Source organism: Arthrobacter pascens, assembly GCF_030815585.1.
In the GTDB taxonomy this organism is placed as follows: domain Bacteria; phylum Actinomycetota; class Actinomycetes; order Actinomycetales; family Micrococcaceae; genus Arthrobacter; species Arthrobacter pascens_A.
The window spans coordinates 4,704,557-4,729,875 of sequence record NZ_JAUSWY010000001.1 but is presented as its reverse complement, the minus strand read 5'-3'; the positions used below and the strand labels follow the sequence as shown (position 1 = coordinate 4,729,875).

Here is a 25,319-nt window from a genome sequence, read left to right as displayed (position 1 = left end):
TACCCGGTTTCCAGGAGCTTTGCAAATCAGCGTTTCCGCAATTCTGCGCTTCGGCAAAACGGCCCCACCTGCATCCGGCACGCTAATTTGCGTGCCATTTTCAGGCTGTTGAAGAGGGGGTTGGTCGCTATTTTTCCGCTTCAGCGGCGGCGACTCAGAAAACAATACACGGCCGGAACCCCCACCGCAAATCCGGGCCCGGGGCATGCAAAAGGCCTCCAGAATCCCTGAATTGGCGGGGATTCTGGAGGCCTCGAGAGCCGCCGGGAGGAAGCGATCGGCGAAAGCTCTTCCCTGCGGACTGGGTCACATCAGGCGGTACTCAACGCCGCACGCGTAGCACCACGGTGAAGTCCGCTTCGCGGGGCTGCAGCCGGTACGGCTCCAGCACTCCTGGTCCGCAAGCTGCGGTACCTACGCCACGGAGGGCGTGGTCCACGTAGACGTAGCTGCGCCCATCGGGAACCAGGTCGGTCCGGTGCCGGGCGGCAGCCAGGACATCCTGACTGTAGGGGCGTACCGTCAATGCGAAACGTGCGCCGGAAACGTCAAGCGTGCCGGCGTCGAGCTCCAGAGCTGCGGTGCGCACTGCTGACCGGGCGCCTGACTCCTGCGGGCGCACATAGTCCACGTCCAATTCCTCCAGTGGCAGCTCGAACCAACCCATTCTGGTGCCCTGGCCGGTATCCGCGTAGCTCTGGTGCGGGCCCTGGCCGAACCATGCCACAGTCTTGGTCTGCGCGCCCAGCACGATTTCGAGCCCGATCCGCGCCCATTCCACGGCGTAGCCGCCATTGATCCATTCGCCGTCCGGACGTACCTCGGTCCGCAGGGCCACGGACTGACCGTCGCTGGACCACGAATAGTCCACCAGCACACCGAACTGCTTGCCGGCAGCGCCCATTCGGGTCCGCACCGTCAGCACATCACCACCGTCCGGTGATGGAGCGGCCGAGATGCCCAGCAGACGGGAATGGAGCCGGTCGAGCCCAGCCTCCACCCACTGCGTAGCCAGGGGCCTCTGGTCAGGATCGGTCCATTCGCGGCCAAAGTCGTTGTCAGTGGGCGCCCACCAGAGCACCAGCCGCAGATCCTCCACAGGCACTTCGCCGATGGAGGCCGGCAGGCCTGAGACACGGTCGAAAACCACCGGCCCCAGCCGCAGTTCGGCTGCCTGGACGTCCACCTGTTCGATAGCAACAGGCTGCTCGGCCACCGCCAGGTCACGGGCTCCCTGGCCCCAGGCAAGCTCATGACCCGCTGCTGCCCATTCCGTGTCTGTAGCAAGAACTGCGCTGACGGTGAGTACCGCCGGGCGTCCGGCGCCGAGTCCGGCAAGGCCGGCTGGGAGTTCCATCTGCGCCTCCGCACCAGGCGCCAACGGCGCAACGTCCACCGTGCCGCCGTCGAGCGTAACGCCGTCGGCCTCCACCACGTAGCGGAAGCTGAGCGTCGACGTGTCCGCGAAGTCAAAGCCGTTGCGCAGGGTGAAGCCGGACCAGTCCTCCGCCACGGCAATTTTCAGCGGCGCGATGACCTTCTTGAAGTCCAGCAGGCCGGGCCGGGGCTTGCGGTTCGCGTCCACCAGCCCGTCAGTAACGAAGTTGCCGTCGTGAATTTCCTCACCGAAGTCACCGCCGTATGCGAAGTGCTCCTGGCCATCCGCGGCCGTGACGGTGATGCCGTGCTCCAGCCACTCCCACACGAACCCACCCATCAGCCGTGGGTAGCGGTCAAACAAGTCCTGATACTCAGACATGCCACCGGGGCCGTTACCCATCGCGTGGACGTACTCGCAGAGGACGAAAGGCATGGCGCGGCGCCGGGCATCCAGCGCCGGATCCTCCAGCGGCTCCTCAATGCCCTGGCCGATGAGCGCGGTTTCAGCATGGCTGGCATACATCCGGGAGTAGACATCCACATAGGCCGAGGTCGAGTCGCCCTCATAGTGAATGGGCCGTGATGGGTCGCGGTGCTTCGTCCAGCGCGACATCTCAGCAAGGTTCCGGCCGGTGCCTGCCTCGTTACCCAGGGACCACATGATCACGGCCGCATGGTTCTTGTCGCGCTCCACAGTGCGGCGCATCCTGTCCACCAAGGCGGATTCCCACTGCGGGTCGTCGCTCGGGTTTTGCTTCCAGCCGCCGCTTTCAAACCCATGGGTTTCGAGGTCGCATTCAAGCACGACGTAGAAGCCCAGCTGGTCCGCAAGCGCGAGGAAGTCAGGGTGCGGGGGATAGTGGGAGGAGCGTATGGCATTGATGTTGTGCTGCTTCATGAGGCGCAGCTCATCCTCCATCACGTCCCGGGGCACGGCCCTGCCAAGGCGCGGATGGTGCTCATGCCGGTTGACGCCGCGAAGCAGGATCCGCTGGCCGTTGACTTTGAACTGGGCGTCCTCGATGGTGATGCTGCGGAAGCCGAGCTGCAGGGCCACTGTCTCGCCGGGCGCGCTGACGGTCGCCTCGTAGAGCCGCGGCAGCTCAGCGGACCAGGGCGAAATCTGCGGAACGCGGTGTTCGCTGCCTGCCGCCAGTTCCAGCCCCAGTTCGGGGATTCGTACGACGGCGTCAATCGCCTCGCCGCCTCGGCTCGCCTCAACGCGCAGAATGCCGTCACCGGTGTGGTTGTCGTAGTCAGCGTGGACGAACACGTCGTCAATGCCGGAGTCGGGCCGGGACTGCAGTGTGACATCCCGGAAGATGCCCGGCAGCCACCACATGTCCTGGTCCTCCAGGTAGCTGGCCGCGGAGAACTGGGCAACGCGCACGGCCAGGATGTTCCTGCCCTGGACCAGGATGCCGGTCACGTCGAACTCATGCGCCAGCCGGCTGCCCCGCGTGGTTCCGAGCTCCGTTCCGTTGAGCCACACTGTACCGGCGGACTCGATGCCGTCGAACCGGAGGGCGGCCCGCGGGAAGAACTCAGGTCCCGCCTGGAACTCCACCAGGTGGTCACCGACCGGATTGGCCTCCGGCACATGGGGCGGCTCCACAGCGAACGGGTACTGGACGTTGGTGTACCACGGCGAGCCGTGCCCGTGCATGGGCCAGCTTGAGGGAACGGGAAGCCCTTCGAAGCCTGCCGTGTCACCGCCGCGCTGCCAGCCGTCCTCCGGTGCCTGCCGGATGCCGGAGCTGAGGCGGAATTGCCACTCACCGTTAAGGGATTTCCGGGGGGCGTCGCTGTGCAGATATGCGCGTGCCGGCAGGGTGCCGCGGGCAGGCGCCACAGAGGCCAGCTCCTGAACTGCTCCTGCAGCAAGCTCCAGGGCGCGGCGCTGAACCGCGGTGTCCGGGCTGCTCTCCACCGGCGCGGAGGGTGACTGTACTGACATGGATATTCCTTGCTCCAGAGTGTTGGGGAGTGCCGCCTCAGACGCGGACTTGGACGCCTCGTGAACGTTCACGATTCACAAAATTCTATCCCGTGGTGCGGCGTTTGGGTAGGCCGATTCTTAGGCGGACTGACGGATGACCAGTTCATGCCGCAGCCTGAGATCCGCTTCCGCACTGCCTGCCACCACTGCTCCGGAAAGCAGCCCGTCGAGAAGGTCGACGGCGGTCCTGCCCACATCGCGCAGGTTCAGCGACAAGGTGGTGAGCTCAGGAGTCACCAGTTCACCGAGCGGGATGCCGTCCATTCCGATCACCGCACAGTCATCCGGGACGCCACGGCCGCTTCCGGCCAAGGCCTTCAGGGCGCCGGCGGCCATTAGGTCGTTAAAGACCAGCAGTCCGTCCAACCCGGCATGCCGTGAGAGCAGGCTTTCAACGGCCTCACGCGAGGCATGGGCCGAGTCCTCGGAACGGAAAACCGTGAGATCGATTCCGAGATCTGAAGCCACACCTGCAACGGCTGCGCCGCGCGCGGTCAGCGAACCCTCCTCCGTGACGGAATCCATGTAAGCGATGCGGCCACTCCCCACCGCCAGCAGTCGGTCCAGAGCGAGCCTGGCCGCATACGGGTAGTCAAAGGAGATCCCGCCGGCCGTCAGGCCCGCAGGCTCGTCCAGCACCACCACGGGGCGCCTGCCGAGCATTGCCTGCGCTTCCTCCGCGTCCGGGCCCAGGTATCCGATGACGGCATCCACCTGAGGGGCCAGGCGCGCCACGGCATCCAGCGCACTGCCGGAGCCATGGCCGAAGTCGTCCATCACCACATTCCACGCACGCTGGGTGGCCATCTCCACAACACTTGAGGCAAAGGCCGGAAAGTACGGATTGGTGAGGCCCGGGATGGCCAGCCCGACGGAAGTATGGGCACCCTGGACCAGGCCTTTGGCGAACCTGCTGGGCGTGTAGCCCAGCTCCCGCGCCAACTCCTGGACTCGCTCACGCGTTGCCTGCCTGATGCCCGGCATCTCGTTCATCGCCCGGGTGACGGTCTGCCGCGAAACACCTGCGGCGGCTGCCACATCGAGGATGGTGGCCCGCTTCGCAGGCCGGTTGCGCGGAGTGGAGGTCATAGACCGTAAGTCTAGGCCGCCGGACGCTCTCTCACTTGCTGCGGGATTCTGGGTGACGCTCTCTCAGTTGCTGCGGGGTCTTGGGTGACGCTCTCGCAGTTCTGGGTGCGACGGCGGTGTCAGGGTGTGGGGGCGGGGCCGGGGCCGGTTTGCTGCAGGGTTTGGGGGAGGGTTGCCTGTTCTTCTGCAGGAACTGAGAGAGCGTTGCCTGATCTTCTGCAGGAACTGAGAGAGCGTTGCCTGATCTTCTGCAGGAACTGAGAGAGCGTTGCCTGATCTTCTGCAGGAACTGAGAGAGGGTTGCCTGATCTTCTGCAGGAGGTGTGAGAGCGTTGCGTGGTCTTTTGCTGGATGTGAGGGGGGTTGGGGTTTTTTAAATGGGTCAGGCCCCAACCTGTGGTTGGGGCCTGAGCCTAATGTGTGTCCGGCGGTGACCTACTCTCCCACACCCTCCCGGGTGCAGTACCATCGGCGCTGTGGGTCTTAGCTTCCGGGTTCGGAATGGGACCGGGCGTTTCCCCCACGCTATGACCGCCGTAACCCTTGTACCCGGCACGCGCCCCGGTGTGGGGGTGGTGTGGGAAGTCTGGTTACAACCTGTCCCCGCAGCTTGTGTGGTGCGGGTGTGGTGTTGTTTATTCAGTTGTGTTCTCAAGCAACGGGTTTGTTGGTTGGGAACCACATAGTGGACGCAAGCAGTCTTGTTATCTTTTTACCGCCCCTGGGTGTAAACCCCTTTTGAATGGGTTTACAGGGGTGGTGTGTGGTGTAAGTTATCGGCCTATTAGTACCGGTCAGCTTCACGAGTCGTTAGTCCTCGCTTCCACATCCGGCCTATCAACCCAGTGGTCTGGCTGGGGGCCTCTCACACACAAGGTGTATGGAAATCTCATCTCGAAGCGAGCTTCCCGCTTAGATGCTTTCAGCGGTTATCCCATCCGAACGTAGCTAATCAGCGGTGCACTTGGCAGTACAACTGACACACCAGAGGTTCGTCCGTCCCGGTCCTCTCGTACTAAGGACAGCCCTTCTCAAATTTCCTGCGCGCGCAGCGGATAGGGACCGAACTGTCTCACGACGTTCTAAACCCAGCTCGCGTACCGCTTTAATGGGCGAACAGCCCAACCCTTGGGACCTACTCCAGCCCCAGGATGCGACGAGCCGACATCGAGGTGCCAAACCATGCCGTCGATATGGACTCTTGGGCAAGATCAGCCTGTTATCCCCGAGGTACCTTTTATCCGTTGAGCGACGGCCATTCCACAATGTACCGCCGGATCACTAGTCCCGACTTTCGTCCCTGCTCGAGATGTCTCTCTCACAGTCAAGCTCCCTTGTGCACTTACACTCGACACCTGATTGCCAACCAGGCTGAGGGAACCTTTGGGCGCCTCCGTTACTTTTTAGGAGGCAACCGCCCCAGTTAAACTACCCATCAGGCACTGTCCCTGACCCGGATTACGGGCCGAAGTTAGATGTCCAAAGTGACCAGAGTGGTATTTCAACGATGACTCCACCCGAACTGGCGTCCGGGCTTCAACGTCTCCCACCTATCCTACACAAGCCACTCCGAACACCAATACCAAACTATAGTAAAGGTCTCGGGGTCTTTCCGTCCTGCTGCGCGTAACGAGCATCTTTACTCGTACTGCAATTTCGCCGAGTTTATGGTTGAGACAGCGGGGAAGTCGTTACTCCATTCGTGCAGGTCGGAACTTACCCGACAAGGAATTTCGCTACCTTAGGATGGTTATAGTTACCACCGCCGTTTACTGGGGCTTGAATTCTCAGCTTCGCCGTGAGGCTAACCGGTCCTCTTAACCTTCCAGCACCGGGCAGGAGTCAGTCCGTATACATCGTCTTGCGACTTCGCACGGACCTGTGTTTTTAGTAAACAGTCGCTTCCCCCTGGTCTCTGCGGCCCCGATCCCCTCCCGGTCGCTAGTACCGTTCAAGGTTGGGGCCCCCCTTCTCCCGAAGTTACGGGGGCATTTTGCCGAGTTCCTTAACCATAATTCTCTCGATCGCCTTAGTATTCTCTACCTGATCACCTGTGTCGGTTTGGGGTACGGGCGGCTAAAACCTCGCGTCGATGCTTTTCTCGGCAGCATAGGATCACCAAATCCCCCCGTGAGGGGGTCCCATCAGATCTCAGGCATCATGAACAGCGGATTTGCCTACCGTTCGCCCTACATCCTTAGACCGGGACAACCATCGCCCGGCTTGGCTACCTTCCTGCGTCACACCTGTTAATACGCTTACCTCCCAGGATCAGGTCCCGCGCTCCACCAAAACCCTCACACCACAAGGGTGATCGGGCAGGTCTCGGGCAGTTAGTATCCCCTGTTCAGCATGGACGGTTTTTCGCCGGTACGGGAATATCAACCCGTTGTCCATCGACTACGCCTGTCGGCCTCGCCTTAGGTCCCGACTTACCCAGGGCAGATTAGCTTGACCCTGGAACCCTTGATCATTCGGCGGACGGGTTTCTCACCCGTCTTTCGCTACTCATGCCTGCATTCTCACTCGTGTAGGCTCCACCGCTGGTTTACACCGCGACTTCACTGCCCACACGACGCTCCCCTACCCATCCAGACGCCTGAACCACAAGGGCTTAGCAAATATCTGAATGCCACAACTTCGGCGGTGTACTTGAGCCCCGCTACATTGTCGGCGCGGAATCACTTGACCAGTGAGCTATTACGCACTCTTTTAAGGATGGCTGCTTCTAAGCCAACCTCCTGGTTGTCTTCGCAACTCCACATCCTTTCCCACTTAGCACACGCTTAGGGGCCTTAGTTGGTGGTCTGGGCTGTTTCCCTCTCGACTATGAAGCTTATCCCCCACAGTCTCACTGCTGCGCTCTCACTTACCGGCATTCGGAGTTTGGCTGACGTCAGTAACCTTGTAGGGCCCATTAGCCATCCAGTAGCTCTACCTCCGGTAAGAAACACGCAACGCTGCACCTAAATGCATTTCGGGGAGAACCAGCTATCACGAAGTTTGATTGGCCTTTCACCCCTACCCACAGCTCATCCCCTCCATTTTCAACTGAAGTGGGTTCGGTCCTCCACGACGTCTTACCGTCGCTTCAACCTGGCCATGGGTAGATCACTTCGCTTCGGGTCTAGATCACGCCACTGCAACGCCCTATTCAGACTCGCTTTCGCTACGGCTTCCCCACACGGGTTAACCTCGCGACGTAACACTAACTCGCAGGCTCATTCTTCAAAAGGCACGCCGTCACCAGAATCAGACTGGCTCCGACGGATTGTAAGCACACGGTTTCAGGTACTGTTTCACTCCCCTCCCGGGGTACTTTTCACCTTTCCCTCACGGTACTGGTCCGCTATCGGTCATTAGGGAGTATTTAGGCTTATCAGGTGGTCCTGACAGATTCGCACGGGATTTCTCGGGCCCCGTGCTACTTGGGATACTTCCCAGGCGGTACACAACATTTCGGTTACGGGGCTCACACCCTCTCTGGCCGGCCTTTCAAGACCGTTCACCTATGCCTGCACATCACACCTCACTGTCCCGGCAGAGACAGTACGGAAAGTCCCACAACCCCGACCATGCAACGCCCGCCGGCTATCACACATGGAACGGTTTAGCCTGATCCGCGTTCGCTCGCCACTACTGACGGAATCACTATTGTTTTCTCTTCCTGCGGGTACTGAGATGTTTCACTTCCCCGCGTTCCCTCCACGCACCCTATGTGTTCAGATGCGGGTCACCAGGCAGCTCGCGCCCCTGGCGGGGTTTCCCCATTCGGACACCCTGGGATCACAGTCCGGTTATCGACTCCCCCAGGCTTATCGCAGATTCCTACGTCCTTCTTCGGCTCCTAATGCCAAGGCATCCACCGTGTGCTCTTAAAAACTTGACCACAAAAGATCAATTACGCTAATTTTCGAGAGAACCACGAAAACCAACCACACCCAACAACACCACCCCCAAGGGGGCGACACCATCACGCGCAGCCAGATCCAGGTTCATATTCTTGGAAATTGCTTCTTATAAAAGATGCTCGCGTCCACTATGTAGTTCTCAAACAACAACCCCAAACCACACACCCCACACGAACCCCCACAACAGGGGACAAACCGTATGATCGGTGCAGCCAGGAAACCAGAAACAAACAAACACCAGGAAAAACAGCCCACAACCCGTAAGCTGCGAACCCCTCCCGGCACTGTTGCCTCAGGACCCAACAGTGTGCCAAACACTACCCAGCAATCCGTACCAGCTCCGTTCCAAGACACCCCCAACCCCAAAGGGAAGAAAGCGTCCGTACTAACAACCGGTCCGTGCCACCAGGCACCTATTTGTTGATATTCCACCCATGAGCACCCGCCGCAGAACAATCGCCTGCGCAACGGGCATATACTCCTGACAAACCCCCACCAACGCATACACGCGGCAGACATCTGTAGGTGCTCCTTAGAAAGGAGGTGATCCAGCCGCACCTTCCGGTACGGCTACCTTGTTACGACTTAGTCCCAATCGCCAGTCCCACCTTCGACAGCTCCCTCCCACAAGGGGTTAGGCCACCGGCTTCGGGTGTTACCAACTTTCGTGACTTGACGGGCGGTGTGTACAAGGCCCGGGAACGTATTCACCGCAGCGTTGCTGATCTGCGATTACTAGCGACTCCGACTTCATGGGGTCGAGTTGCAGACCCCAATCCGAACTGAGACCGGCTTTTTGGGATTAGCTCCACCTCACAGTATCGCAACCCTTTGTACCGGCCATTGTAGCATGCGTGAAGCCCAAGACATAAGGGGCATGATGATTTGACGTCGTCCCCACCTTCCTCCGAGTTGACCCCGGCAGTCTCCTATGAGTCCCCGCCATCACGCGCTGGCAACATAGAACGAGGGTTGCGCTCGTTGCGGGACTTAACCCAACATCTCACGACACGAGCTGACGACAACCATGCACCACCTGTGAACCGGCCCCAAAGGGGAAACCACATCTCTGCAGCAGTCCGGTCCATGTCAAGCCTTGGTAAGGTTCTTCGCGTTGCATCGAATTAATCCGCATGCTCCGCCGCTTGTGCGGGCCCCCGTCAATTCCTTTGAGTTTTAGCCTTGCGGCCGTACTCCCCAGGCGGGGCACTTAATGCGTTAGCTACGGCGCGGAAAACGTGGAATGTCCCCCACACCTAGTGCCCAACGTTTACGGCATGGACTACCAGGGTATCTAATCCTGTTCGCTCCCCATGCTTTCGCTCCTCAGCGTCAGTTAATGCCCAGAGACCTGCCTTCGCCATCGGTGTTCCTCCTGATATCTGCGCATTTCACCGCTACACCAGGAATTCCAGTCTCCCCTACATCACTCTAGTCTGCCCGTACCCACCGCAGATCCGGAGTTGAGCCCCGGACTTTCACGGCAGACGCGACAAACCGCCTACGAGCTCTTTACGCCCAATAATTCCGGATAACGCTTGCGCCCTACGTATTACCGCGGCTGCTGGCACGTAGTTAGCCGGCGCTTCTTCTGCAGGTACCGTCACTTTCGCTTCTTCCCTACTGAAAGAGGTTTACAACCCGAAGGCCGTCATCCCTCACGCGGCGTCGCTGCATCAGGCTTGCGCCCATTGTGCAATATTCCCCACTGCTGCCTCCCGTAGGAGTCTGGGCCGTGTCTCAGTCCCAGTGTGGCCGGTCACCCTCTCAGGCCGGCTACCCGTCGTCGCCTTGGTGAGCCATTACCTCACCAACAAGCTGATAGGCCGCGAGTCCATCCAAAACCACAAAAAGCTTTCCACCCCCCACCATGCGATGAGGAGTCATATCCGGTATTAGACCCAGTTTCCCAGGCTTATCCCAGAGTTAAGGGCAGGTTACTCACGTGTTACTCACCCGTTCGCCACTAATCCCCCCACAAGTGAGGTTCATCGTTCGACTTGCATGTGTTAAGCACGCCGCCAGCGTTCATCCTGAGCCAGGATCAAACTCTCCGTTGAAGTAAAACAAAAACGAACACCACCCAGAAACCACGGGAAAACGCGGAAACCAGGCAGCAAAATTTGAAACCAGCTGTAAAAACCAGACCACACCACAGGGGCGGCATGACCCGGCAAATTCAACCAATTCATATAAAATAAACCAGTATCAACAAACTTGGCACACTATTGAGTTCTCAAACAACAGACACACCCGACACCACCCAAACCAAACGGTCCAAGATCGCTCCGGAGCAACTTTTCAAACTTACCCGGTTTCCGGCCCTGTTGCAAATCCATCTTTCAGGATCCGCACCGGCCAAAAACACGTTCTCAACCTGATCTGCAGCACTCTAAAGAGCTACCAGAATCTGGTCTTGAATTTGGGGGTTTCGCCGCCCCCGGTAACCAGCTCTTCGCTGTCTCCCTCGCGGCGACTAGAAAAACAATACACCCACTCCGCGCCCATCGCAAATCCCCTCGGGAGGGCCCAGGAACCCCGCCGTTCCGGGCCAAAAGGCGTCATTTAGGGACAAACCCAGGCGCCGGCGTCGTGATGGCGATCTGTGGGCTGCGGCACACTGGCTGCGCCCGCCCCGAAGCTGCGGACCAGCCGGTCCAGGGGGTCTCCGTTAACGCACAGAAGGGCCGGCAACCAAACGGTTGCCGGCCCTTCTCAAGCAGCTGGAATCAGCTGTGCTGGATTACCAGGAAGACTTGGTGATGCCCGGAAGCTCACCACGGTGAGCCATGTCGCGGAAGCGAACACGGGAGATACCGAACTTCTGGAAGGTACCGCGGGGACGGCCGTCGATGATGTCGCGGTTACGCAGACGGATCGGGGACGCATTGCGGGGCAGCTTCTGCAGGCCGAGGCGTGCAGCTTCGCGTGCTTCGTCGGTGGCGTTGGCGTCGACGAGGGTCTTCTTCAGTTCGAGGCGCTTTTCAGCGTAACGCGCAACAATGACCTTGCGCTGCTCGTTGCGAGCAATCTTGGACTTCTTAGCCATGGTTTAGCGCTCCTCTCGGAATTCGACGTGCTTGCGGATGCGGGGGTCGTACTTCTTCAGAACCATGCGGTCCGGGTCGTTACGACGGTTCTTGCGCGTCACGTAGGTGTAACCCGTACCCGCGGTCGACTTGAGCTTGATGATCGGACGTACGTCCTTGTCCTTAGCCATTAGAGCTTCACTCCCCGAGCAAGGATGGAGGCGACGACGACGTCGATGCCGCGCACGTCGATGGTCTTGATGCCACGTGCAGAAACCTGCAGCGTGACGTTACGGCGCAGGGACGGAACCCAGTAGCGCTTCTTCTGGATGTTCGGATCGAACCGGCGCTTGTTGCGACGGTGCGAGTGCGAAATGCTGTGCCCAAAGCCCGGCTCGGCTCCGGTCACTTGGCAGTGTGCTGCCATGACTTCTCCTCAAGAATTGAAAGTAATGATCCGCATATCTGCTGCTGGATCATGCGTCCAAGTGCGACCCAAAGTGATCAGGGTGAACGGTTAGTCACGCAACTTGAGCCCCTAACTACCGGCTACCCTGGAGAATTTACCGGGCCACCGGAGCAATTGCGCACGCTCCGCGCACTTAGCGCCTACCAAGTCTACGAGTTCACGCAATTAAAGACCAATCCGGCCTCCGGCGGTGTATAAGGGGCGCCCCTTACTGTAGGCGTGTGAGCTCGCCGTATCTCGGCCTCAGGCCGTCGCCGGAGGACTTGCCGGTGACGCGGCGGACCACCCACGGGGCGGCAAACTCGCGCACCCAGCGCGCGTTGGCGCGGAAGGCTTCGGCCGGGCTGGGCGCCGGCACCGGCGTCATGGGAGGGACCTCGATCGAGTGATCGTGTTCCAGGACCGCCAGTACCCTCTTGGCCATGTTCGTGTGGCCAGCAGGGGACATGTGCATCCGGTCCCGGGCCCACATCCCCCAGTCGTAGTATTCCCTGAAGCGCCAGTAGTCCACCAGCAGAGCGCCGTGATCCCCCGCAATGCCGCGGACGAGCTCGTTGTAGATGGCGGTGCGGCCCCGTGTGGTGCTGAAGACCTTGGAACCCCGTGAGTCAAAGCCCGTGAACATCACGACGGTGGCACCGTTGGCACTCAACTTGCGGATGCCGGCGTCGTACTCCACCAGCAGGTCATCGATGTCGATCTTCGGGCGGAGGATGTCGTTGGCCCCGGCGTAAATGGTCACCAGTGTGGGGTTGAGTTCGACGGCGGCATCCACCTGCTCTGCCATGATCTGGCGGAGTTTCCTGCCGCGGATGGCGAGGTTGGCGTAGCCGAAGGACGGGTCGGCGGCGCCCAACTGCTCCGCCACCCGGTCCGCCCAGCCGCGAACGCCATTGGGGCGGGTGGGATCGTCATCGCCGACGCCTTCCGTGAATGAATCTCCAAGGGCTACATAGCGGGTCGAAAATTCCATAGCGTCAGTTTGTCATCTGTTGCTGGGAGCAACCAAGTGTGGGCGCGGACGTCGGTCGGGACGGGTGCCGCACTACGGCTGGTTTTCGCGCAGGATCCAGTGGTCATCATCGAGGCGGGCCACGATCTTCTCGCCGATCCGGGCGAGGTCCGCGACATCACGCGCCGTCAGGGCGTCCAGGAACTTTGTGCGGACCGCTTCCACATGCCCCGGTACGAGGGCCACCAAAGTGGCCATGCCGGCGTCGGACAAGTGGGCTGTGGTGACGCGTGCATCGCCGGGGTGCGGCCGCCGCTCCAGCCAGCCGCGCTTCTCCAGCTTGGTGACCACATGCGATAACCGGGACAGTGAAGAGCTTGTGCGGGCGGCAAGTTCACTCATGGGAAGGAATCTCCCCTCCGCCTCAGAGAGCATGGCCATCACGTTGTAGTCGAACAGGGACAGCTTGCCGGCAGTGTGCAGCTGCGTGTCCAGGGCGGCAGGAAGCATGGTGTTGATGCTCAGCAGGGCCAGCCAGGCACGGCGTTCGTCGGCATTGAGCCAGCGCGGTTCGGTCATGCGTACATTCTAGGTTCCTTGCGTGCTTGACGCTTCAAGTGACCTCGCAGCCTGCCGGTATGCTGAACTCCATGTATGTTGTGTCGCTGAGCTACAAGGTGCCCGAGGACATAGTGGACTTCCATCTGGAGGCCCACGTCGACTGGCTGAAGCGTGCTTTTGACGACGGCGTCTTTGTTGCCGCCGGACGCAAGGTGCCCCGGACCGGCGGACTGCTGCTGTCAAGGGCAGACCGTTCCACGCTGGACGCCAGCCTGGCCAAGGACCCCTTCTACGTGAACGGCGTGGCTGAGTTCGAAGTCCTGGAGTTCGCGGCCAACAGGGTTGCACCGGGCTTCGAAAACCTCTTGGACGCCTAGGACTCCGCCGGATTGGTCCGGGCCTGTTCCGCCAGCTTTTTCAGCCCGCCCTTCTTTGGCACCTTGACCGGTTGGGGCCAGCGCGGGCTGAGGGCATCTCCCAAGGTGGTGCCCCTGATCTTGCGGCCGAACAGTGGCAGGACCCAGTCGTGGACCCAGCGCCGTTGCCGCCTTTCCCATTCCCGCAGGCTCAGCCGCGCCGGCGGCTCCCATTCCTTCGGGACGAACTTGTGCGGTACACCGAGTTGATCCAGCACCTGCCCGGCAAGGTACTTGTGGCCAGCTTTGGACATGTGCAGGCGGTCAGAATCCCACATCCGCCGGTCATGGAATGCTTCCAGGCACCAGTAGTCCACCAGCACGGCACCGTACTTCGCCGCAATATCACGCACTCGCTGGTTGTAGCTGGTGTTGCGCTTCTTCAACGGCTCCAGGACGGCGGAAACTTTGACATCGAAGCCCGTGAACAGGACAACAGTTGCTCCGGATCCGGCGAGCCTGGCCACCAGGTTTTCGTAGTCGGCCATCAGGGCGGCCATGTCTGTGCCGAGGTCCAGGATGTCGTTCCCGCCGGCGTACAGGGTGACGAGCGTGGGCTTCATTGCCAGCGCAGGTTCCAGCTGTTCGTTGATGACATGCCGCAGCCGCTTGCTCCGGATGGCCAGGTTGGCGTATCTCCAGCCGGGGTCGGCCTTGGCCAGCTTTTCCGCCACCCGGTCTGCCCAGCCCCGGACTCCGTTGGGCAGCCGTTCATCGCGGTCCCCCACACCCTCGGTAAACGAATCCCCCAAAGCAACGAATACCCGCCGGCCCTCACGGTCCGAAAGTAAAGGATTAGAACCCATCCACTGAACATAACCGCCCAAAGAAACGCCAAGGTAAACGGACAGCAACAGGATGTGCAGAAGGGTTGAGATCCAGAAACAGAGTGCGAGGGAGCGTGTGCGAACCATGGCCGGGTGCACGGTGTGTCCATTACGCCGCCGCCGCTGGCTTGAGCCGAATCCCCGCCCAAGTTGCGCCGGCTTGGCTGGGTTCCAGATAGTGGCAGCACATGGCTGGCCGCAGGCAACAGCTTCAGGCGAAGTCCACGAATCGGGCCAGATCGGGCTGATCATCAGCAGCTGCTCAGCCCTTGTCACATTTTTGCGGCCGAAGGTCACGATCAGGTAACGTTGGCGGCTGGCCCCAAAGCAGGGCCCCGGAGGCCGAACACTGAGCCCCGGCGCGCCCCTTCGGCGCCTGCTAGCTCCGGCCCTGCCAAGGGGCCGAAGGATGCTTTGCGCACTCGTCATCGTCTTAGGTGCACCAGTCGTTTCCCAGCCCTACGCCCGGAGGTATCTTGTTCAAGAAAATAGCCATCGTAATGACCATGGGTGCTTTGTCCCTGACAGGATGCAGCCTAGCCCCTGCGACCAATGGGGCATCTGCCCCATCCTCGACTGGCCGCGCGTCCGCACCTGCCACCCCAGCCCCAACCACCGCAGCCACCGTGTCTTCAGCCGCCGCATCGCCCGCGCCCACGGCTTCGGGCAGCGGCCCGGCCCCCGCCGCGGAGGCGGCAACCCCGCCGAAACCCGTCACCCCGCCCCCGGCGCCCGCGCCCGCGCCTGCCGCGGCCCCGGCCCCGGCGCTGCCCGCAGCGGGCCAGGCTCTCGCCACGACGGGTGACGGTGCGCAGGCAGCTACCGCCTTCGGTTGGGGCCCGGTCCTGACGGGCGACGAATTCTCCAACACCGGCGCACCGGACCGGACAAAATGGAGTGTCTACAATAGTGCAGGGCATGCAGGCAAAGGCGTACGCAGCCCCCAGGCTTGGTCGGTTGCCAACGGCGTGGCCACCGTCAGAGGAGACGCAGCCGGCACCACGGGCGGCATGTCGGCAAAGTTCGCGCAACAAAAGTATGGTCGCTGGGAAACGCGCATGAGAACCGATGCACGGGACCCGAAATACCACCCGGTCCTGATCCTCAATAACAACGCTGCCCCGAACTGTGCCGAGATCGACTATGCCGAGGGCAGCAAAGACGCCGCCTTCATGAGGTTCTTCCTGCACTACGCCTGTGATGGAGCGGATTTCCAGACCACAGCGGCTACGCGCCTCGATAGCACACAGTGGCACAACTACGCGGTGGAGTGGACCCCGGCCGCCATCACCGGATACGTCGACGGAGTGAAGACCTTCACCGACACGAACCCGGCGCACCAGCCCTCGGTGGCCATGAAACAGACATTGCAGCTGGATTGGTTCCCGGACGGCTCCGCCACCAAGCCCTCGCAGATGCAGGTCGATTGGGTCCGCGTCTACGGATAAGACAGCCCTTTCCGGCTGAGGGCCCGCCCGCGGAACGGTTGGAATAGCCGCGGGCCGACTCGCGGAGTGCCGCAAGACTCTGAGCGGCAACGAACTGAATGAGAAAGACCCACTCGCACCCTGGCGAGTTCCAGCGGTCGACTCTTCTATGTCTGTCAAGCCGCGTCATCGCTATTGCCGCCGCGCTGAGCGTGCGGTAGATGCGGCGGGCCAGGTAGCGTTTGATGCAACGACGAATTTCCTTGTCCGTACGACCCTCGGCGCGGCGCTTCTCCACGTACCCGCGGGTATCGCCATCATGGGCCATCCTGACGACCGCGACCATGTGCAAGGCACTGTTCAGGGACCGGTCACCGCCCCGGTTCAACCGGTGCCGGACAGTGTTCCCGGAGGACGCGGGGATCGGATTTACCCCGGCCAGGGAGGCAAATGCTGCCTCGTTACGGACCCTGCCCTCGTGCGACCACGCGGCGAGACACTTCGCGGCGCTGATCGCTCTGAACCCCGTTTCCTCCAGTAACGGTGAGGCCTCGCTGACCTTCACCAGCTCGTCCAGCTGGTTCTCGTTGACCGTGAGTTGCTCATCCAGCGCCAGGACGTGTTTGGCCAGCCGCACGGCCTCAGCACGGGCAATGGACAAGGAAAGCTCTTCCTCGCGGGAACGCCACTTTGAGACCTCGGTGATCTGGGCGCCTGTGAGCTTCTGGCGGGCATCGATGCCCAGGTCGTTGCCGCGCACCAGTGCGTTGAGCGCGTTGACCGACCGGGTCCGGTCCTTGCTCATGGATCCCCGCGCCGTGACCAGGATCCGCACGCCCTGGCGGACCCCGTCATGAAGGCGTGGTCGGCGCAGCTTGTCCACCGGCAGGGGCAGAACGGCCATGGCGATCCGATGGGCGTCCAGGGCATCGGACTTGCCCACGCCGAGGCGCTTCTTGGCATCCATGCCCGGCGCCTCGGCGACTGGGAATCCGTGGGTGGCCACGGTGCCGGCGAGGATCGCGCCGTAGGATGCGGCTCCTTCGATGACCCAGAGGGTGTCTGCGTCGGCGTTGGTGCGGCGTGCGACCCATTTGATGGCCCGGTTGATCCCGGCTGCGGTGGTGGGGAATGACCGCGTATCCAATAGTGCGCCGTTGGTGGCGTCGAGGATGGCGTAGACATGGTTTCGGGCGTGCGTGTCGACGCCCACGACAAAGGGATGGGCATGCGCGACGATAGACATGGCGGTCATTCCTACCTTCCTCTTCACGGATATGGTCATGGCCGTCACCGGCCGTCACCAGTCCGGGTAGAGGTCACCAAAGGAACAGCACTGTGATGGGTCACGCCCCGCAAGGGGTGGACAATCTTCTGATCAAGCTACCGAGGTGGGCCGGACAGGTACCGGCCGGACCACCCCGATGGACGGACAAGTCGATCGAATGACACCTGGGGGTCAGTCGCAACATGAGTCACGTCCACGGGATGGAACGGCCGGATATCTATCCGGCCAGCCAGTCCCAGACCAGCTACAACCAATACTCACAGTTGCAACACCCTGACTTTCGGGAGTTGCAACGACCGCGGTTCGTTAACGTGATGATTCATCAGGAAGCGCCTAGACCTCGGCCTTGCCCTGACGCCAGTACCCCATGAACGCAACCTGCTTCCGGTCGATCCCCACATCCCGCACCAGGTACCGCCGCATGTCCTTGATGACGGCTGCTTCACCGGCGATCCAGGCGTAGAAAGGCATGGCGCCTGCCGGCATGTCCGGGTTCTTGGTGGCACCGATCGCCGCGGTGTCCATTCGCGCAGGGGTCTCCCAGAGGATGTCCACATCCACGTTGACGTCCTCCGGCTCGGGGCCTGCGCCGCCGTCGGAGGCTTTGATCGCCACCCAGCCCGGCACCGGAACGGCCAGGCGGACGGCTTCTTGGAGCATCTCACCGTGCGGGCGGGAGCGGCCGATGGCCGCGCCGCGGGCAAGCCAGGTGATCTCGACGTCGGCGCGCGTCTTGAGATCCAGGAAGTCACCCGCCTCCGGCACCTCAAGGAATGCGTGGCCGGTCATGTACGCGGGCAGGCTCTCGAGGATGGCGGAGATCGCGGGGATGGCAGTTTCGTCGCCGGCAAGGAGGACACGCTGGGCCATTCCCGGCCGCCATTCGATGCCGGAGTAGATCTCCGCGGTAACGCAGTGTGCGGCCCGGTTGTTGGGTCCGATGATGTTGATGGCATCCCCCGGCTTGGCGTTGAGGGCCCAGTTAGCGGCCGGGCCGCCGTTGCCGTCCGAGTCAAAGTGCATCACGAAGTCCACGTCGATCTCCGGGTACACCGAATCGAGCCGGGACCGGCGCACAGTGTAGGTGCGCATGGAGCCGCGGACTGCCGGGTCCATGGCCAGCCACTCCCGGTACCAGCCCGACTGGGACATTTCGAAGACCGGGAGCGGAAGTGGGGTGCCGTCCTCGGCCAGGGACGGGATCATGAGTTTGATCCGCAGGTCCATGGTGTCCCCGTGGACGCCGAAGTCACGCAGTGAATAGCCGCCGAACGTGATCCGGCGGAAGTTGGAGCTCAGCTCCTGTACGGAGGAAACGGTGACCTCGAACGCCAGGGTCATGGGCTCGGTGGAGGCAATATCGCGGGTCTTCATGAAATGAGCTCCAGTTCGTTGACGGCGGCGTTGACGGCGGCGTGGTGACGGCCGATGGGGATGATCAGGGGCGTGCCCGAAACGGGATCCGGAATCACCCGGGACTCCAGTCCGAAGACCTCCCGAACCAGCTCCTCGGTAACAACGTCCCCCGGCGCGCCCAGTGCCACCACCGCGCCGCCCTTCATGGCGATGACGTGGTCCGCGTACCGTGCAGCCAGGTTCAGGTCATGCAGGACGATAGCCACGGTGGTGCCGCGCGTACGGTTCAGGTCTGTGACCAGGTCCAGGACCTCAACCTGGTGGGCCAGGTCAAGGTAGGTGGTGGGTTCATCCAGCAGCAGGATGTCGGTCTCCTGGGCGAGCGCCATAGCAATCCAGACGCGCTGGCGCTGTCCGCCGGACAGCTCGTCAACGTTCCGGCCGGCGAGTTCCAGGGTTTCCGTGGCTTCCAGCGCACGCTGCATCGCGGCGTCGTCCTTCTCGGACCAGCTGCGGAAGAAGCCTTGGTGCGGGTACCGCCCGCGGCCCACGAGGTCCCGGACGGTTATGCCGTCCGGGGCCGTGGGGTGCTGCGGGAGGAGGCCCAGGGTGCGGGCAAGTTCGCGGGCAGGGCGGGCATGGATGTCTTTGCCGTCCAGCGTCACAGCTCCCGCGGCGGGTTTGAGAAGCCTGGACAGGCCTCGGAGCAGCGTGGACTTTCCGCACGCGTTGGCGCCAACGATCATGGTCACCTTGCCCTCGGGAATCTCCGCCGTGAGGCCATCGACTACACAGCGCTGATCGTATTTCAGCGTGAGGTCCCGGGCGTTGAGAACTGCCATGTCAGGCATCCTTTCGGTTGGCGGTGACCAGGAGCCACAGCAGGAACGGGGCACCGAGGGCGCCGGTGATCACACCGACAGGCAGCGCCGTGCCGTCCAGCAGCAGGGGGGCGAGGTTGGCCGCGAAGTAGTCCGCCGCCAGGACAATAACGGCACCAACAAGGGCCGACGCCGGAAGGCTGGCCTTCCGGGTGAAGCGGCGGGCGATGGGGCCGGCCAGGAAGGCGACGAACGAGACCGGCCCGGCGGCCGCCGTCGCCACTGCGGCGAGTGCGACGGCGGTGACCACCACCGCGAGGCGGGTGAACCCGACGCGGATGCCCAAGCCGGCAGCGGCATCGTCGCCGAGTTCGAGGATGCGGAGCGGCCCGGCCAGGGTCACGACGGCCGGGATGAGGATCAGCAGCGCGAGGGCCAGCATTCCGGCACGATCCCAGCTCGCGGAGTTAAGTGAGCCGTTGAGCCAGACCAGTGCGTCAGCGGCTGTGCGGATGTCAGCGCGGGTCATGAGGAAGCTGACTACGGCGTGGAGTGCGGCGGCGATGCCCACTCCGGCCAGGATCAGGCGGTTCCCCGCTGCGTTGCCCGTGTTCCCGCCGCCGGATCCCAGGGACCGGCCGCGGGAGACGGCGTAGATAAGGGCGGCGACGCCGAGTGCGCCGCCCAAGGCTGCCCCGGACACCGCCGCGCCGGACGCTCCGAAAATCACAATGGCTGTGACCGCTGCTGCACTGGCACCGTAGCTGATGCCGATAACGTCGGGGCTGGCCAACGGGTTGCGGAGCATGGTCTGGAACAGTCCGCCGGCCAGGCCGAATGCCACGCCGATCATGGTGCCGATGACAGCCCTGGGCAGCTTGTTCTCCATCACAATGAAGCTGGCGCCGGGGATTTTCTCGCCCCCGGTGAGGTGGGCGATGAGGATCTTGAAGAAGTCCGGGACTGTCACCGTATAGCTGCCGAGCAGGACGTAGGCGGCAAAAAGGGCCAGGACGCCGAGGGCCAGGACGCCGAGGGCCAGGACGGCGGTGCGGTTCAGTATGGTCCGGCCCAGGAGGTTGGCGCGAACAGGCAGGTAATGCCCTGTTTTTGGAGTGTTGAGGGCATTATCTGCCTGTTCGCGCGGGCTGGTGGCAACGGCATGGTTGGTCCCGGTCTTAATACTCACAGCCCTGCCCCCTTGCCACGCCGGATCAGCCAGACGAACACCGGCGCACCCACCAGGGCGGTCATGATGCCTGCGGGGACCTCGCCGGGCAGCAGGACTACCCTGCCGATGATGTCCGCGCCCAGCAGCAAAGCCGGGGCCAGGACCAGCGAGAAGGGCAGGATCCAGCGGTAGTCGGGGCCGGTGAGGGAACGGACGGCATGCGGAATGACCAGGCCGACAAAGCCGATGGGTCCGGCCAGCGCCGTAGCGGAGCCGCACAGCAGCACAATTCCCAGCGCGGTGATTCCGCGGGCCAGACCCACACGCTGACCGAGGCCCCGTGCGATGTCGTCGCCCAGGGCAAGGCCGTTGAGGATGCGCCCGCTCAAAAGCACAATGACAGCACCCACGGCCAGGAAAGGCAGGCCGGGCAGAACCACTGACCAGTCCCGGCCTGCGATCCCGCCCACCTGCCAGAACCGGAAGCGGTCCAGGGTGTCCTGGCTGGAGACCAGGATGACATTCATCAGCGAGTAGAGGCCGGCACTCAGCGCGGCGCCCGCGAGGGCGAGCTTAACCGGTGTCGCACGTTCCCTGCCCAGGGAGGCAACGAGGTAAACCACGACGGCGGCCGCTGCGGCGCCAATGAAGGCGAACCAGATGTAGCCGGTGAGGGAGGTGACGCCGAAAACGTAGATTCCGGTGACCACGGCCAGGGCCGCTCCGGCGTTGACGCCCATGATGCCCGGGTCTGCCAGCGGGTTGCGCGCCACGCCCTGCATGGCCGCGCCGGCGAGGCCAAGGGCTGCGCCGGCGAGCAGTCCCAGGACCGTGCGGGGGATCCGTGCGTGGACCACCGCGTGGTCGCCGCTGGAGGGTTCGAACTGCATCAGGGCCTGCCACACGGTGCCCAGGGAAAGACCCCGTGCACCGACGGCCAGTGATGCGGCGGCGAGTAGAGCAAGTACGACGACGGCGGCCAGGAACCAGGCGGCCTGTCTGGTTCCGGCTTTCCCCCCGCCGCGAACTGGCAGATAATTCCCTGTTTTTGCGGTTTTGGGGGCATTATCTGCCAGTTCGCGCGCGATGGCGGGCGCCGTCGTCGTACGTTGCATTGGTGGTGCTTACTTCACTGCATCCGCTGCAGTGGCCAGCTGCGGCAGGAACGTGTCCAGGGACCACGGCAGGCTCAGCGGCGAGGAAGCGGAGATGGACAGGGTGAGGGTGTTGTCCGAGTCGGCGACCAGGGTGCCGTTCTTGATGGCCGGGATCTGGCCAAGCAGGGGGTCGGACTTAATGGAGTCTTTCGTGGCAGCGTCCGGAACCCACGTGACGAAAATGTCGGACTCGAGTTCGTTGGCCTTCTCCGCGGACCACGGAAGGTAGAACGCTTCGGAACCCTTGGAGTTCTCCTCCACGACCGGCGCCAGCTTCATGCCGATTTCGGAGAGGAAACGGGGGCGGTTGTCGTTCGCCGTGTAGACGTTGACACCGTCAGCAGAGGCGGGCTCCAGGTTGCCGTAGATGAAGCTCTTGCCGGCGATCTGCGGGTACTTGGAGGCCTTGTCCTTGATGGTCGCCTCGGTGTCCGAGATCAGCTTGGTGGCCTCGGCGTCCTTGCCCAGAGCCTTGCCGATGATGGAGGTGGAATCCTGCCAGGACGTTCCGTAGGCCACCTCGGGGTGGGCCACCACGGGCGCGATCTCGCTGAGCTTCTTGTAATCCTCTTCGGTCAGGCCGGAGTAGGCGGCCAGGATGACGTCGGGGGCCAGTTTGGCGATTTCCGTGGAGTTGATGCCGTCTGCTTCGGAGTACTGGACGGGAGCCTTAGCCGAGCCGAAGCCTGCACCCAGCTTCTCCAGGGCAGCATCCTTCCAAGGTGTGGAGCCCTTCTCGTTGCCGCCCCACTCGTTCTTGGGGACGCCTACGGGAACGACACCCAGGGCAATGGCAACGTCGTCATTGACCCAGGAGACGGTGGCCACGCGCTTGGGCTGTTCCTTGATGGTGGTCTCCCCGAAGACGTGCTTGATGGTGACAGGGAACTGCGAGCTGCTGGAGCTGGGGGCGCTGGCATCCGTAGCGGAGGATGCGGGTCCGGTGGAGCAGGCGGACAACGTGAGCGCCGCGGCGGCCAGAACGGCTGTGGCCTTGCCGGCTGACTTGAACAGCGTGCGGCGTGTGGCACTCGGGCCGGAGAAGAGGGGGGAAGTCACGGAACTCCTTAGGTGAATGATGCGAACCCAAGTAAGGCTAGCCTACCCTTTTGTGCATTACGCAAGGTTTGCGTAACTTAATTGCCCTAGGTGACAAAGGACACACTCTCGCGGGCTGATGGACAGGCTAATTTGCTTTTGGCAAGATGAGGTGGCCGGGTTACAAGCCGGCTGAACATCGATGGAACGAGGGCAATGAGCATGCAGGGGACCTCCCAGGTCGTCGCTGCCATGGTGAGCGGGGTGGCCGTTCTGGCCTGCCTTGCGCCGGCTAATACATCAGCGTCCACGCTCGACGGCGGTCGTCCCTAGCTTTTCCCGGGCCGCCTCGAACGCAATGCGCACAGGGTTTCCTTGCTGTGCGCGGAACCGCTGACACTCATTGCCGTCCCCGATACAGGGGAACCAGACTCCTTCGAGAAAGTTCAGCCATGCAGCAAATCACGCCGCAACAAATCCGCTCCTCTTTCATTAACGCCAGCCGCTCGGAAGCCACCAAACTCAACCTGCCCAAGGAATTCGACGCCCTTGAATGGGACAGCCTGGACTTCCTGGGCTGGCGGGACCACAAGATGCCCCTCCGCGGCTACCTGGTGGTCCCCGGACCCACGGGCTTGACCGGGATTATGCTCCGCGCCCCTGAGGGCGGCGCCAAGAAAAACCGTTCCGTGCTGTGCGAGCTGTGCCGGGACGTTTTCTCCAAGGAAGACGTAGTCCTGTGGGTGGCCAAGCGTGCCGGCCAGTCCGGGCGTGACGGCAACACAGTGGGTACGTTGATTTGTGCCGATTTCCTGTGCTCCGGCAACGTCCGCAAGGAACCGCCGGCCAACGAGATCAACCCGGACCCGGCCGCCGTCGTGCTCCGGCAGATTGACGGGCTGCAGGCCCGGACTGCGCAATTCCTGGGCCGGGTCCAGGCCTTCTGACCTCTCCCGTCACGACGCTCCCTCACATTGAACTGGTGAGGGAGCGTCGGGAGAAAACGCACCAAAAGTGAACTGCTCCCCGGAAGTTGGACTGAGAAATTCAGTTTCGATTTCCGGGGAGCAGTTTTATGCGTGCATGTAGTTCATTGTCTGAGGCGCAGCGTGAGGCGGCTGTAGCGTTGTTTGAGAGGGGCATCGGGTATCGGGCGGCGGCCCGATTGCTGGATGAGCCTTGGGTGCCGGTCAGGGCACTGTATGGGCGATGGAGGATTCATGGGCAGGGAGTGCTGGTGAGCAGGCCGGCGAAGTCATACTCTTTCGAGTTCAAGCTGGCCTTGGTGGAGCGGTTCCTCGCGGGCGAGCCCGGCCCGGATCTGGCAGTGGAGGCTGGTTTGGCGTCCCGTGAGCTGCTGCAAAAGTGGGTCCGGGCGTATCGTCTGGAGGGTGAGGACGGGTTGCGGCCAAAGCCCAAAGGCAGACCGCGGAAACCTGATTCCCCGCCGCCTGCGGAACTGCCGGAGCTTGAGCGGTTGCGGCGGGAGAACGAGCGGCTGCGCGCCCAGGTGGCGTACCTGGGAAAACTGCGGGCCTTGAGGGAACAGGGACGACGGTAAAGGTTCAAGCCGTCGTTTCCCTCAAGGCTGACTATCCGCTTGCTGTCCTGCTGGACGTCGCCGGGCTGGCCAGATCCACGTTCTTCTATCACCAGCCCCGGCTCCAGGCGCCCGACCCGAAAGAGAAGCTCAAAGCGGCGGTCACGGAGATCTTCGAAACGAACCATCGCCGGTACGGGCACCGGCGGGTCCAAACGGAGCTGTTCAAGCAAGGGTGGACGGTCGTGAAGAAGACCGTGCTGAAGCTGATGCAGGCACTCGGGTTGGCCTGCAAGGTCCGGCGCAGGAAGCGCTACAACTCCTACCAGGGCGAACAGGGCGCGGTAGCGCCCAACGTGCTGAACCGAGAATTCGAGGCTGATGCACCGAACCAGAAGTGGGTAACCGATGTGACGGAGTTCAACGTCGGCGACCGGAAGCTCTACCTCTCACCGGTCATGGACCTCTTCGACCGGCAGATCATTTCTTACTCACTGGGCTTATCCCCGAACCTCGCGCTCACCAACGATTCCCTGCGTGAGGCCCTGACCTCTCTGAAGCCCGGTCAGCAGCCGCTGGTGCACTCGGACCAAGGTTTCCAGTACCGCCATGCCTCCTGGCGCACCCTGATCGAGGGCGCCGGCGCGGTCCAATCAATGTCCCGCAAGGGCAACTGCTACGACAACGCCGTCATGGAGAACTTCTTCGGCCACCTCAAGGAAGAACTCTTCCACCACGTCCGATTCCTCAACACCGACGCACTGGCACCTGCAATAGAGGAATACATCCACTGGTACAACACCAAAAGGATCTCAACAAAGCTCGAGGGCCTGAGCCCGGTGCAATACCGCGCCCAAGCCCTCGCAGCTTAGGAGGGACTGTCCGATA

At 62.3% G+C, this 25,319-nt stretch carries 18 protein-coding genes, 3 rRNA genes and 1 pseudogene; 5 read left to right on the top strand and 17 right to left on the bottom strand.

Annotation, left to right across the window (positions count from 1 at the left end; genetic code table 11):
- Positions 1-322: 322 nt before the first annotated feature.
- The 10 genes from QFZ30_RS21905 to QFZ30_RS21860 form a co-directional block, all read right to left on the bottom strand.
- The gene (locus QFZ30_RS21905; RefSeq protein WP_307079943.1) at positions 323-3,337 is read right to left on the bottom strand and encodes a glycoside hydrolase family 2 TIM barrel-domain containing protein; all 3,015 of its coding nucleotides are present in this window, start codon (positions 3,335-3,337) and stop codon (positions 323-325) included.
- A gap of 120 nt (positions 3,338-3,457) precedes the next feature.
- On the bottom strand, positions 3,458-4,468 hold the full coding sequence (locus QFZ30_RS21900) for a LacI family DNA-binding transcriptional regulator (RefSeq protein WP_307079941.1): 1,011 nt from the start codon (positions 4,466-4,468) through the stop codon (positions 3,458-3,460).
- A gap of 422 nt (positions 4,469-4,890) precedes the next feature.
- Positions 4,891-5,007, bottom strand: a 5S ribosomal RNA gene (gene rrf / locus QFZ30_RS21895).
- A 224-nt stretch (positions 5,008-5,231) separates the two neighbouring features.
- Positions 5,232-8,357, bottom strand: a 23S ribosomal RNA gene (locus QFZ30_RS21890).
- A 558-nt stretch (positions 8,358-8,915) separates the two neighbouring features.
- A 16S ribosomal RNA gene (locus QFZ30_RS21885) occupies positions 8,916-10,439 on the bottom strand.
- The 16S, 23S and 5S rRNA genes sit together here, the layout of an rRNA operon.
- A gap of 683 nt (positions 10,440-11,122) precedes the next feature.
- On the bottom strand, positions 11,123-11,428 hold the full coding sequence (gene rpsN, locus QFZ30_RS21880; RefSeq protein WP_307079939.1) for a 30S ribosomal protein S14: 306 nt from the start codon (positions 11,426-11,428) through the stop codon (positions 11,123-11,125).
- A 3-nt stretch (positions 11,429-11,431) separates the two neighbouring features.
- The gene (gene rpmG / locus QFZ30_RS21875; RefSeq protein WP_011693743.1) at positions 11,432-11,599 is read right to left on the bottom strand and encodes a 50S ribosomal protein L33; all 168 of its coding nucleotides are present in this window, start codon (positions 11,597-11,599) and stop codon (positions 11,432-11,434) included.
- Complete coding sequence (gene rpmB, locus QFZ30_RS21870; protein ID WP_108598676.1) at positions 11,599-11,835, bottom strand: 50S ribosomal protein L28; 237 nt, start codon at positions 11,833-11,835, stop codon at positions 11,599-11,601. Before rpmB ends, rpmG begins: the two co-directional genes overlap by 1 nt.
- A 250-nt stretch (positions 11,836-12,085) precedes the next feature.
- Complete coding sequence (locus tag QFZ30_RS21865; protein ID WP_307079937.1) at positions 12,086-12,850, bottom strand: SGNH/GDSL hydrolase family protein; 765 nt, start codon at positions 12,848-12,850, stop codon at positions 12,086-12,088.
- A 72-nt stretch (positions 12,851-12,922) separates the two neighbouring features.
- Positions 12,923-13,408: a MarR family winged helix-turn-helix transcriptional regulator gene (locus QFZ30_RS21860; RefSeq protein WP_307079935.1), complete on the bottom strand. Its 486-nt coding sequence runs from the start codon at positions 13,406-13,408 to the stop codon at positions 12,923-12,925.
- A gap of 71 nt (positions 13,409-13,479) precedes the next feature.
- Between QFZ30_RS21860 and QFZ30_RS21855 the strand changes: the two genes are divergently transcribed.
- The gene (locus QFZ30_RS21855) at positions 13,480-13,767 is read left to right on the top strand and encodes a YciI family protein (RefSeq protein ID WP_307080429.1); all 288 of its coding nucleotides are present in this window, start codon (positions 13,480-13,482) and stop codon (positions 13,765-13,767) included.
- On the opposite strand, the gene QFZ30_RS21850 is transcribed toward QFZ30_RS21855, so the two are convergent.
- The gene (locus tag QFZ30_RS21850) at positions 13,764-14,612 is read right to left on the bottom strand and encodes an SGNH/GDSL hydrolase family protein (protein WP_307079933.1); all 849 of its coding nucleotides are present in this window, start codon (positions 14,610-14,612) and stop codon (positions 13,764-13,766) included. The two genes, QFZ30_RS21855 and QFZ30_RS21850, sit on opposite strands and share 4 nt — an antisense overlap.
- Positions 14,613-15,259: 647 nt before the next feature.
- Here QFZ30_RS21850 and QFZ30_RS21845 point away from each other — a divergent pair.
- Positions 15,260-16,081 carry a glycoside hydrolase family 16 protein gene (locus QFZ30_RS21845; protein WP_307079931.1) on the top strand — a complete coding sequence of 274 codons (822 nt, stop codon included), beginning with the start codon at positions 15,260-15,262 and terminating at the stop codon, positions 16,079-16,081.
- A 166-nt stretch (positions 16,082-16,247) separates the two neighbouring features.
- On the opposite strand, the pseudogene QFZ30_RS21840 reads toward QFZ30_RS21845, so the two are convergent.
- From QFZ30_RS21840 to QFZ30_RS21815, 6 genes and pseudogenes are all read right to left on the bottom strand, one after another.
- Positions 16,248-17,315: pseudogene (locus QFZ30_RS21840) on the bottom strand (IS110 family transposase); the annotation flags it as partial.
- A gap of 366 nt (positions 17,316-17,681) precedes the next feature.
- On the bottom strand, positions 17,682-18,722 hold the full coding sequence (locus tag QFZ30_RS21835) for a siderophore-interacting protein (RefSeq protein WP_307079929.1): 1,041 nt from the start codon (positions 18,720-18,722) through the stop codon (positions 17,682-17,684).
- On the bottom strand, positions 18,719-19,546 hold the full coding sequence (locus tag QFZ30_RS21830) for an ABC transporter ATP-binding protein (RefSeq protein ID WP_307079927.1): 828 nt from the start codon (positions 19,544-19,546) through the stop codon (positions 18,719-18,721). The genes QFZ30_RS21835 and QFZ30_RS21830 overlap by 4 nt, the downstream gene beginning before the upstream one ends.
- 1 nt (position 19,547) lies before the next feature.
- On the bottom strand, positions 19,548-20,621 hold the full coding sequence (locus QFZ30_RS21825) for a FecCD family ABC transporter permease (RefSeq protein ID WP_373462905.1): 1,074 nt from the start codon (positions 20,619-20,621) through the stop codon (positions 19,548-19,550).
- Between the two features lie 89 nt (positions 20,622-20,710).
- A complete protein-coding gene (locus QFZ30_RS21820) occupies positions 20,711-21,811 on the bottom strand; it encodes a FecCD family ABC transporter permease (protein ID WP_307079923.1) in 1,101 nt (366 codons plus the stop codon).
- Between the two features lie 9 nt (positions 21,812-21,820).
- Positions 21,821-22,912, bottom strand: coding sequence for an iron-siderophore ABC transporter substrate-binding protein (locus QFZ30_RS21815; RefSeq protein WP_307079921.1), 1,092 nt, complete (start codon positions 22,910-22,912; stop codon positions 21,821-21,823).
- 431 nt (positions 22,913-23,343) lie between these two features.
- On the opposite strand from QFZ30_RS21815, the gene QFZ30_RS21810 reads away from it, so the two are divergent.
- The 3 genes from QFZ30_RS21810 to QFZ30_RS21800 all read left to right on the top strand — a co-directional run bounded on the left by QFZ30_RS21810 (position 23,344) and on the right by QFZ30_RS21800 (position 25,303).
- A complete protein-coding gene (locus tag QFZ30_RS21810; RefSeq protein WP_307079919.1) occupies positions 23,344-23,838 on the top strand; it encodes an FBP domain-containing protein in 495 nt (164 codons plus the stop codon).
- Between the two features lie 290 nt (positions 23,839-24,128).
- The gene (locus QFZ30_RS21805; protein WP_307079917.1) at positions 24,129-24,452 is read left to right on the top strand and encodes a helix-turn-helix domain-containing protein; all 324 of its coding nucleotides are present in this window, start codon (positions 24,129-24,131) and stop codon (positions 24,450-24,452) included.
- Between the two features lie 47 nt (positions 24,453-24,499).
- Positions 24,500-25,303, top strand: a complete 804-nt coding sequence (locus tag QFZ30_RS21800; RefSeq protein ID WP_307080427.1) for an IS3 family transposase — start codon at positions 24,500-24,502, stop codon at positions 25,301-25,303.
- Positions 25,304-25,319: the final 16 nt, after the last annotated feature.

Bases quoted from the DNA above. Each gene is read 5' to 3' on its own strand.
- QFZ30_RS21905 (WP_307079943.1), bottom strand. From the start codon at position 3,337: ATGTCAGTACAGTCACCCTCCGCGCCGGTGGAGAGCAGCCCGGACACC.
- QFZ30_RS21900 (WP_307079941.1), bottom strand. From the start codon at position 4,468: ATGACCTCCACTCCGCGCAACCGGCCTGCGAAGCGGGCCACCATCCTC.
- rpsN (WP_307079939.1), bottom strand. From the start codon at position 11,428: ATGGCTAAGAAGTCCAAGATTGCTCGCAACGAGCAGCGCAAGGTCATT.
- rpmG (WP_011693743.1), bottom strand. From the start codon at position 11,599: ATGGCTAAGGACAAGGACGTACGTCCGATCATCAAGCTCAAGTCGACC.
- rpmB (WP_108598676.1), bottom strand. From the start codon at position 11,835: ATGGCAGCACACTGCCAAGTGACCGGAGCCGAGCCGGGCTTTGGGCAC.
- QFZ30_RS21865 (WP_307079937.1), bottom strand. From the start codon at position 12,850: ATGGAATTTTCGACCCGCTATGTAGCCCTTGGAGATTCATTCACGGAA.
- QFZ30_RS21860 (WP_307079935.1), bottom strand. From the start codon at position 13,408: ATGACCGAACCGCGCTGGCTCAATGCCGACGAACGCCGTGCCTGGCTG.
- QFZ30_RS21855 (WP_307080429.1), top strand. From the start codon at position 13,480: ATGTATGTTGTGTCGCTGAGCTACAAGGTGCCCGAGGACATAGTGGAC.
- QFZ30_RS21850 (WP_307079933.1), bottom strand. From the start codon at position 14,612: ATGGGTTCTAATCCTTTACTTTCGGACCGTGAGGGCCGGCGGGTATTC.
- QFZ30_RS21835 (WP_307079929.1), bottom strand. From the start codon at position 18,722: ATGAAGACCCGCGATATTGCCTCCACCGAGCCCATGACCCTGGCGTTC.
- QFZ30_RS21830 (WP_307079927.1), bottom strand. From the start codon at position 19,546: ATGGCAGTTCTCAACGCCCGGGACCTCACGCTGAAATACGATCAGCGC.
- QFZ30_RS21820 (WP_307079923.1), bottom strand. From the start codon at position 21,811: ATGCAACGTACGACGACGGCGCCCGCCATCGCGCGCGAACTGGCAGAT.
- QFZ30_RS21810 (WP_307079919.1), top strand. From the start codon at position 23,344: ATGCAGCAAATCACGCCGCAACAAATCCGCTCCTCTTTCATTAACGCC.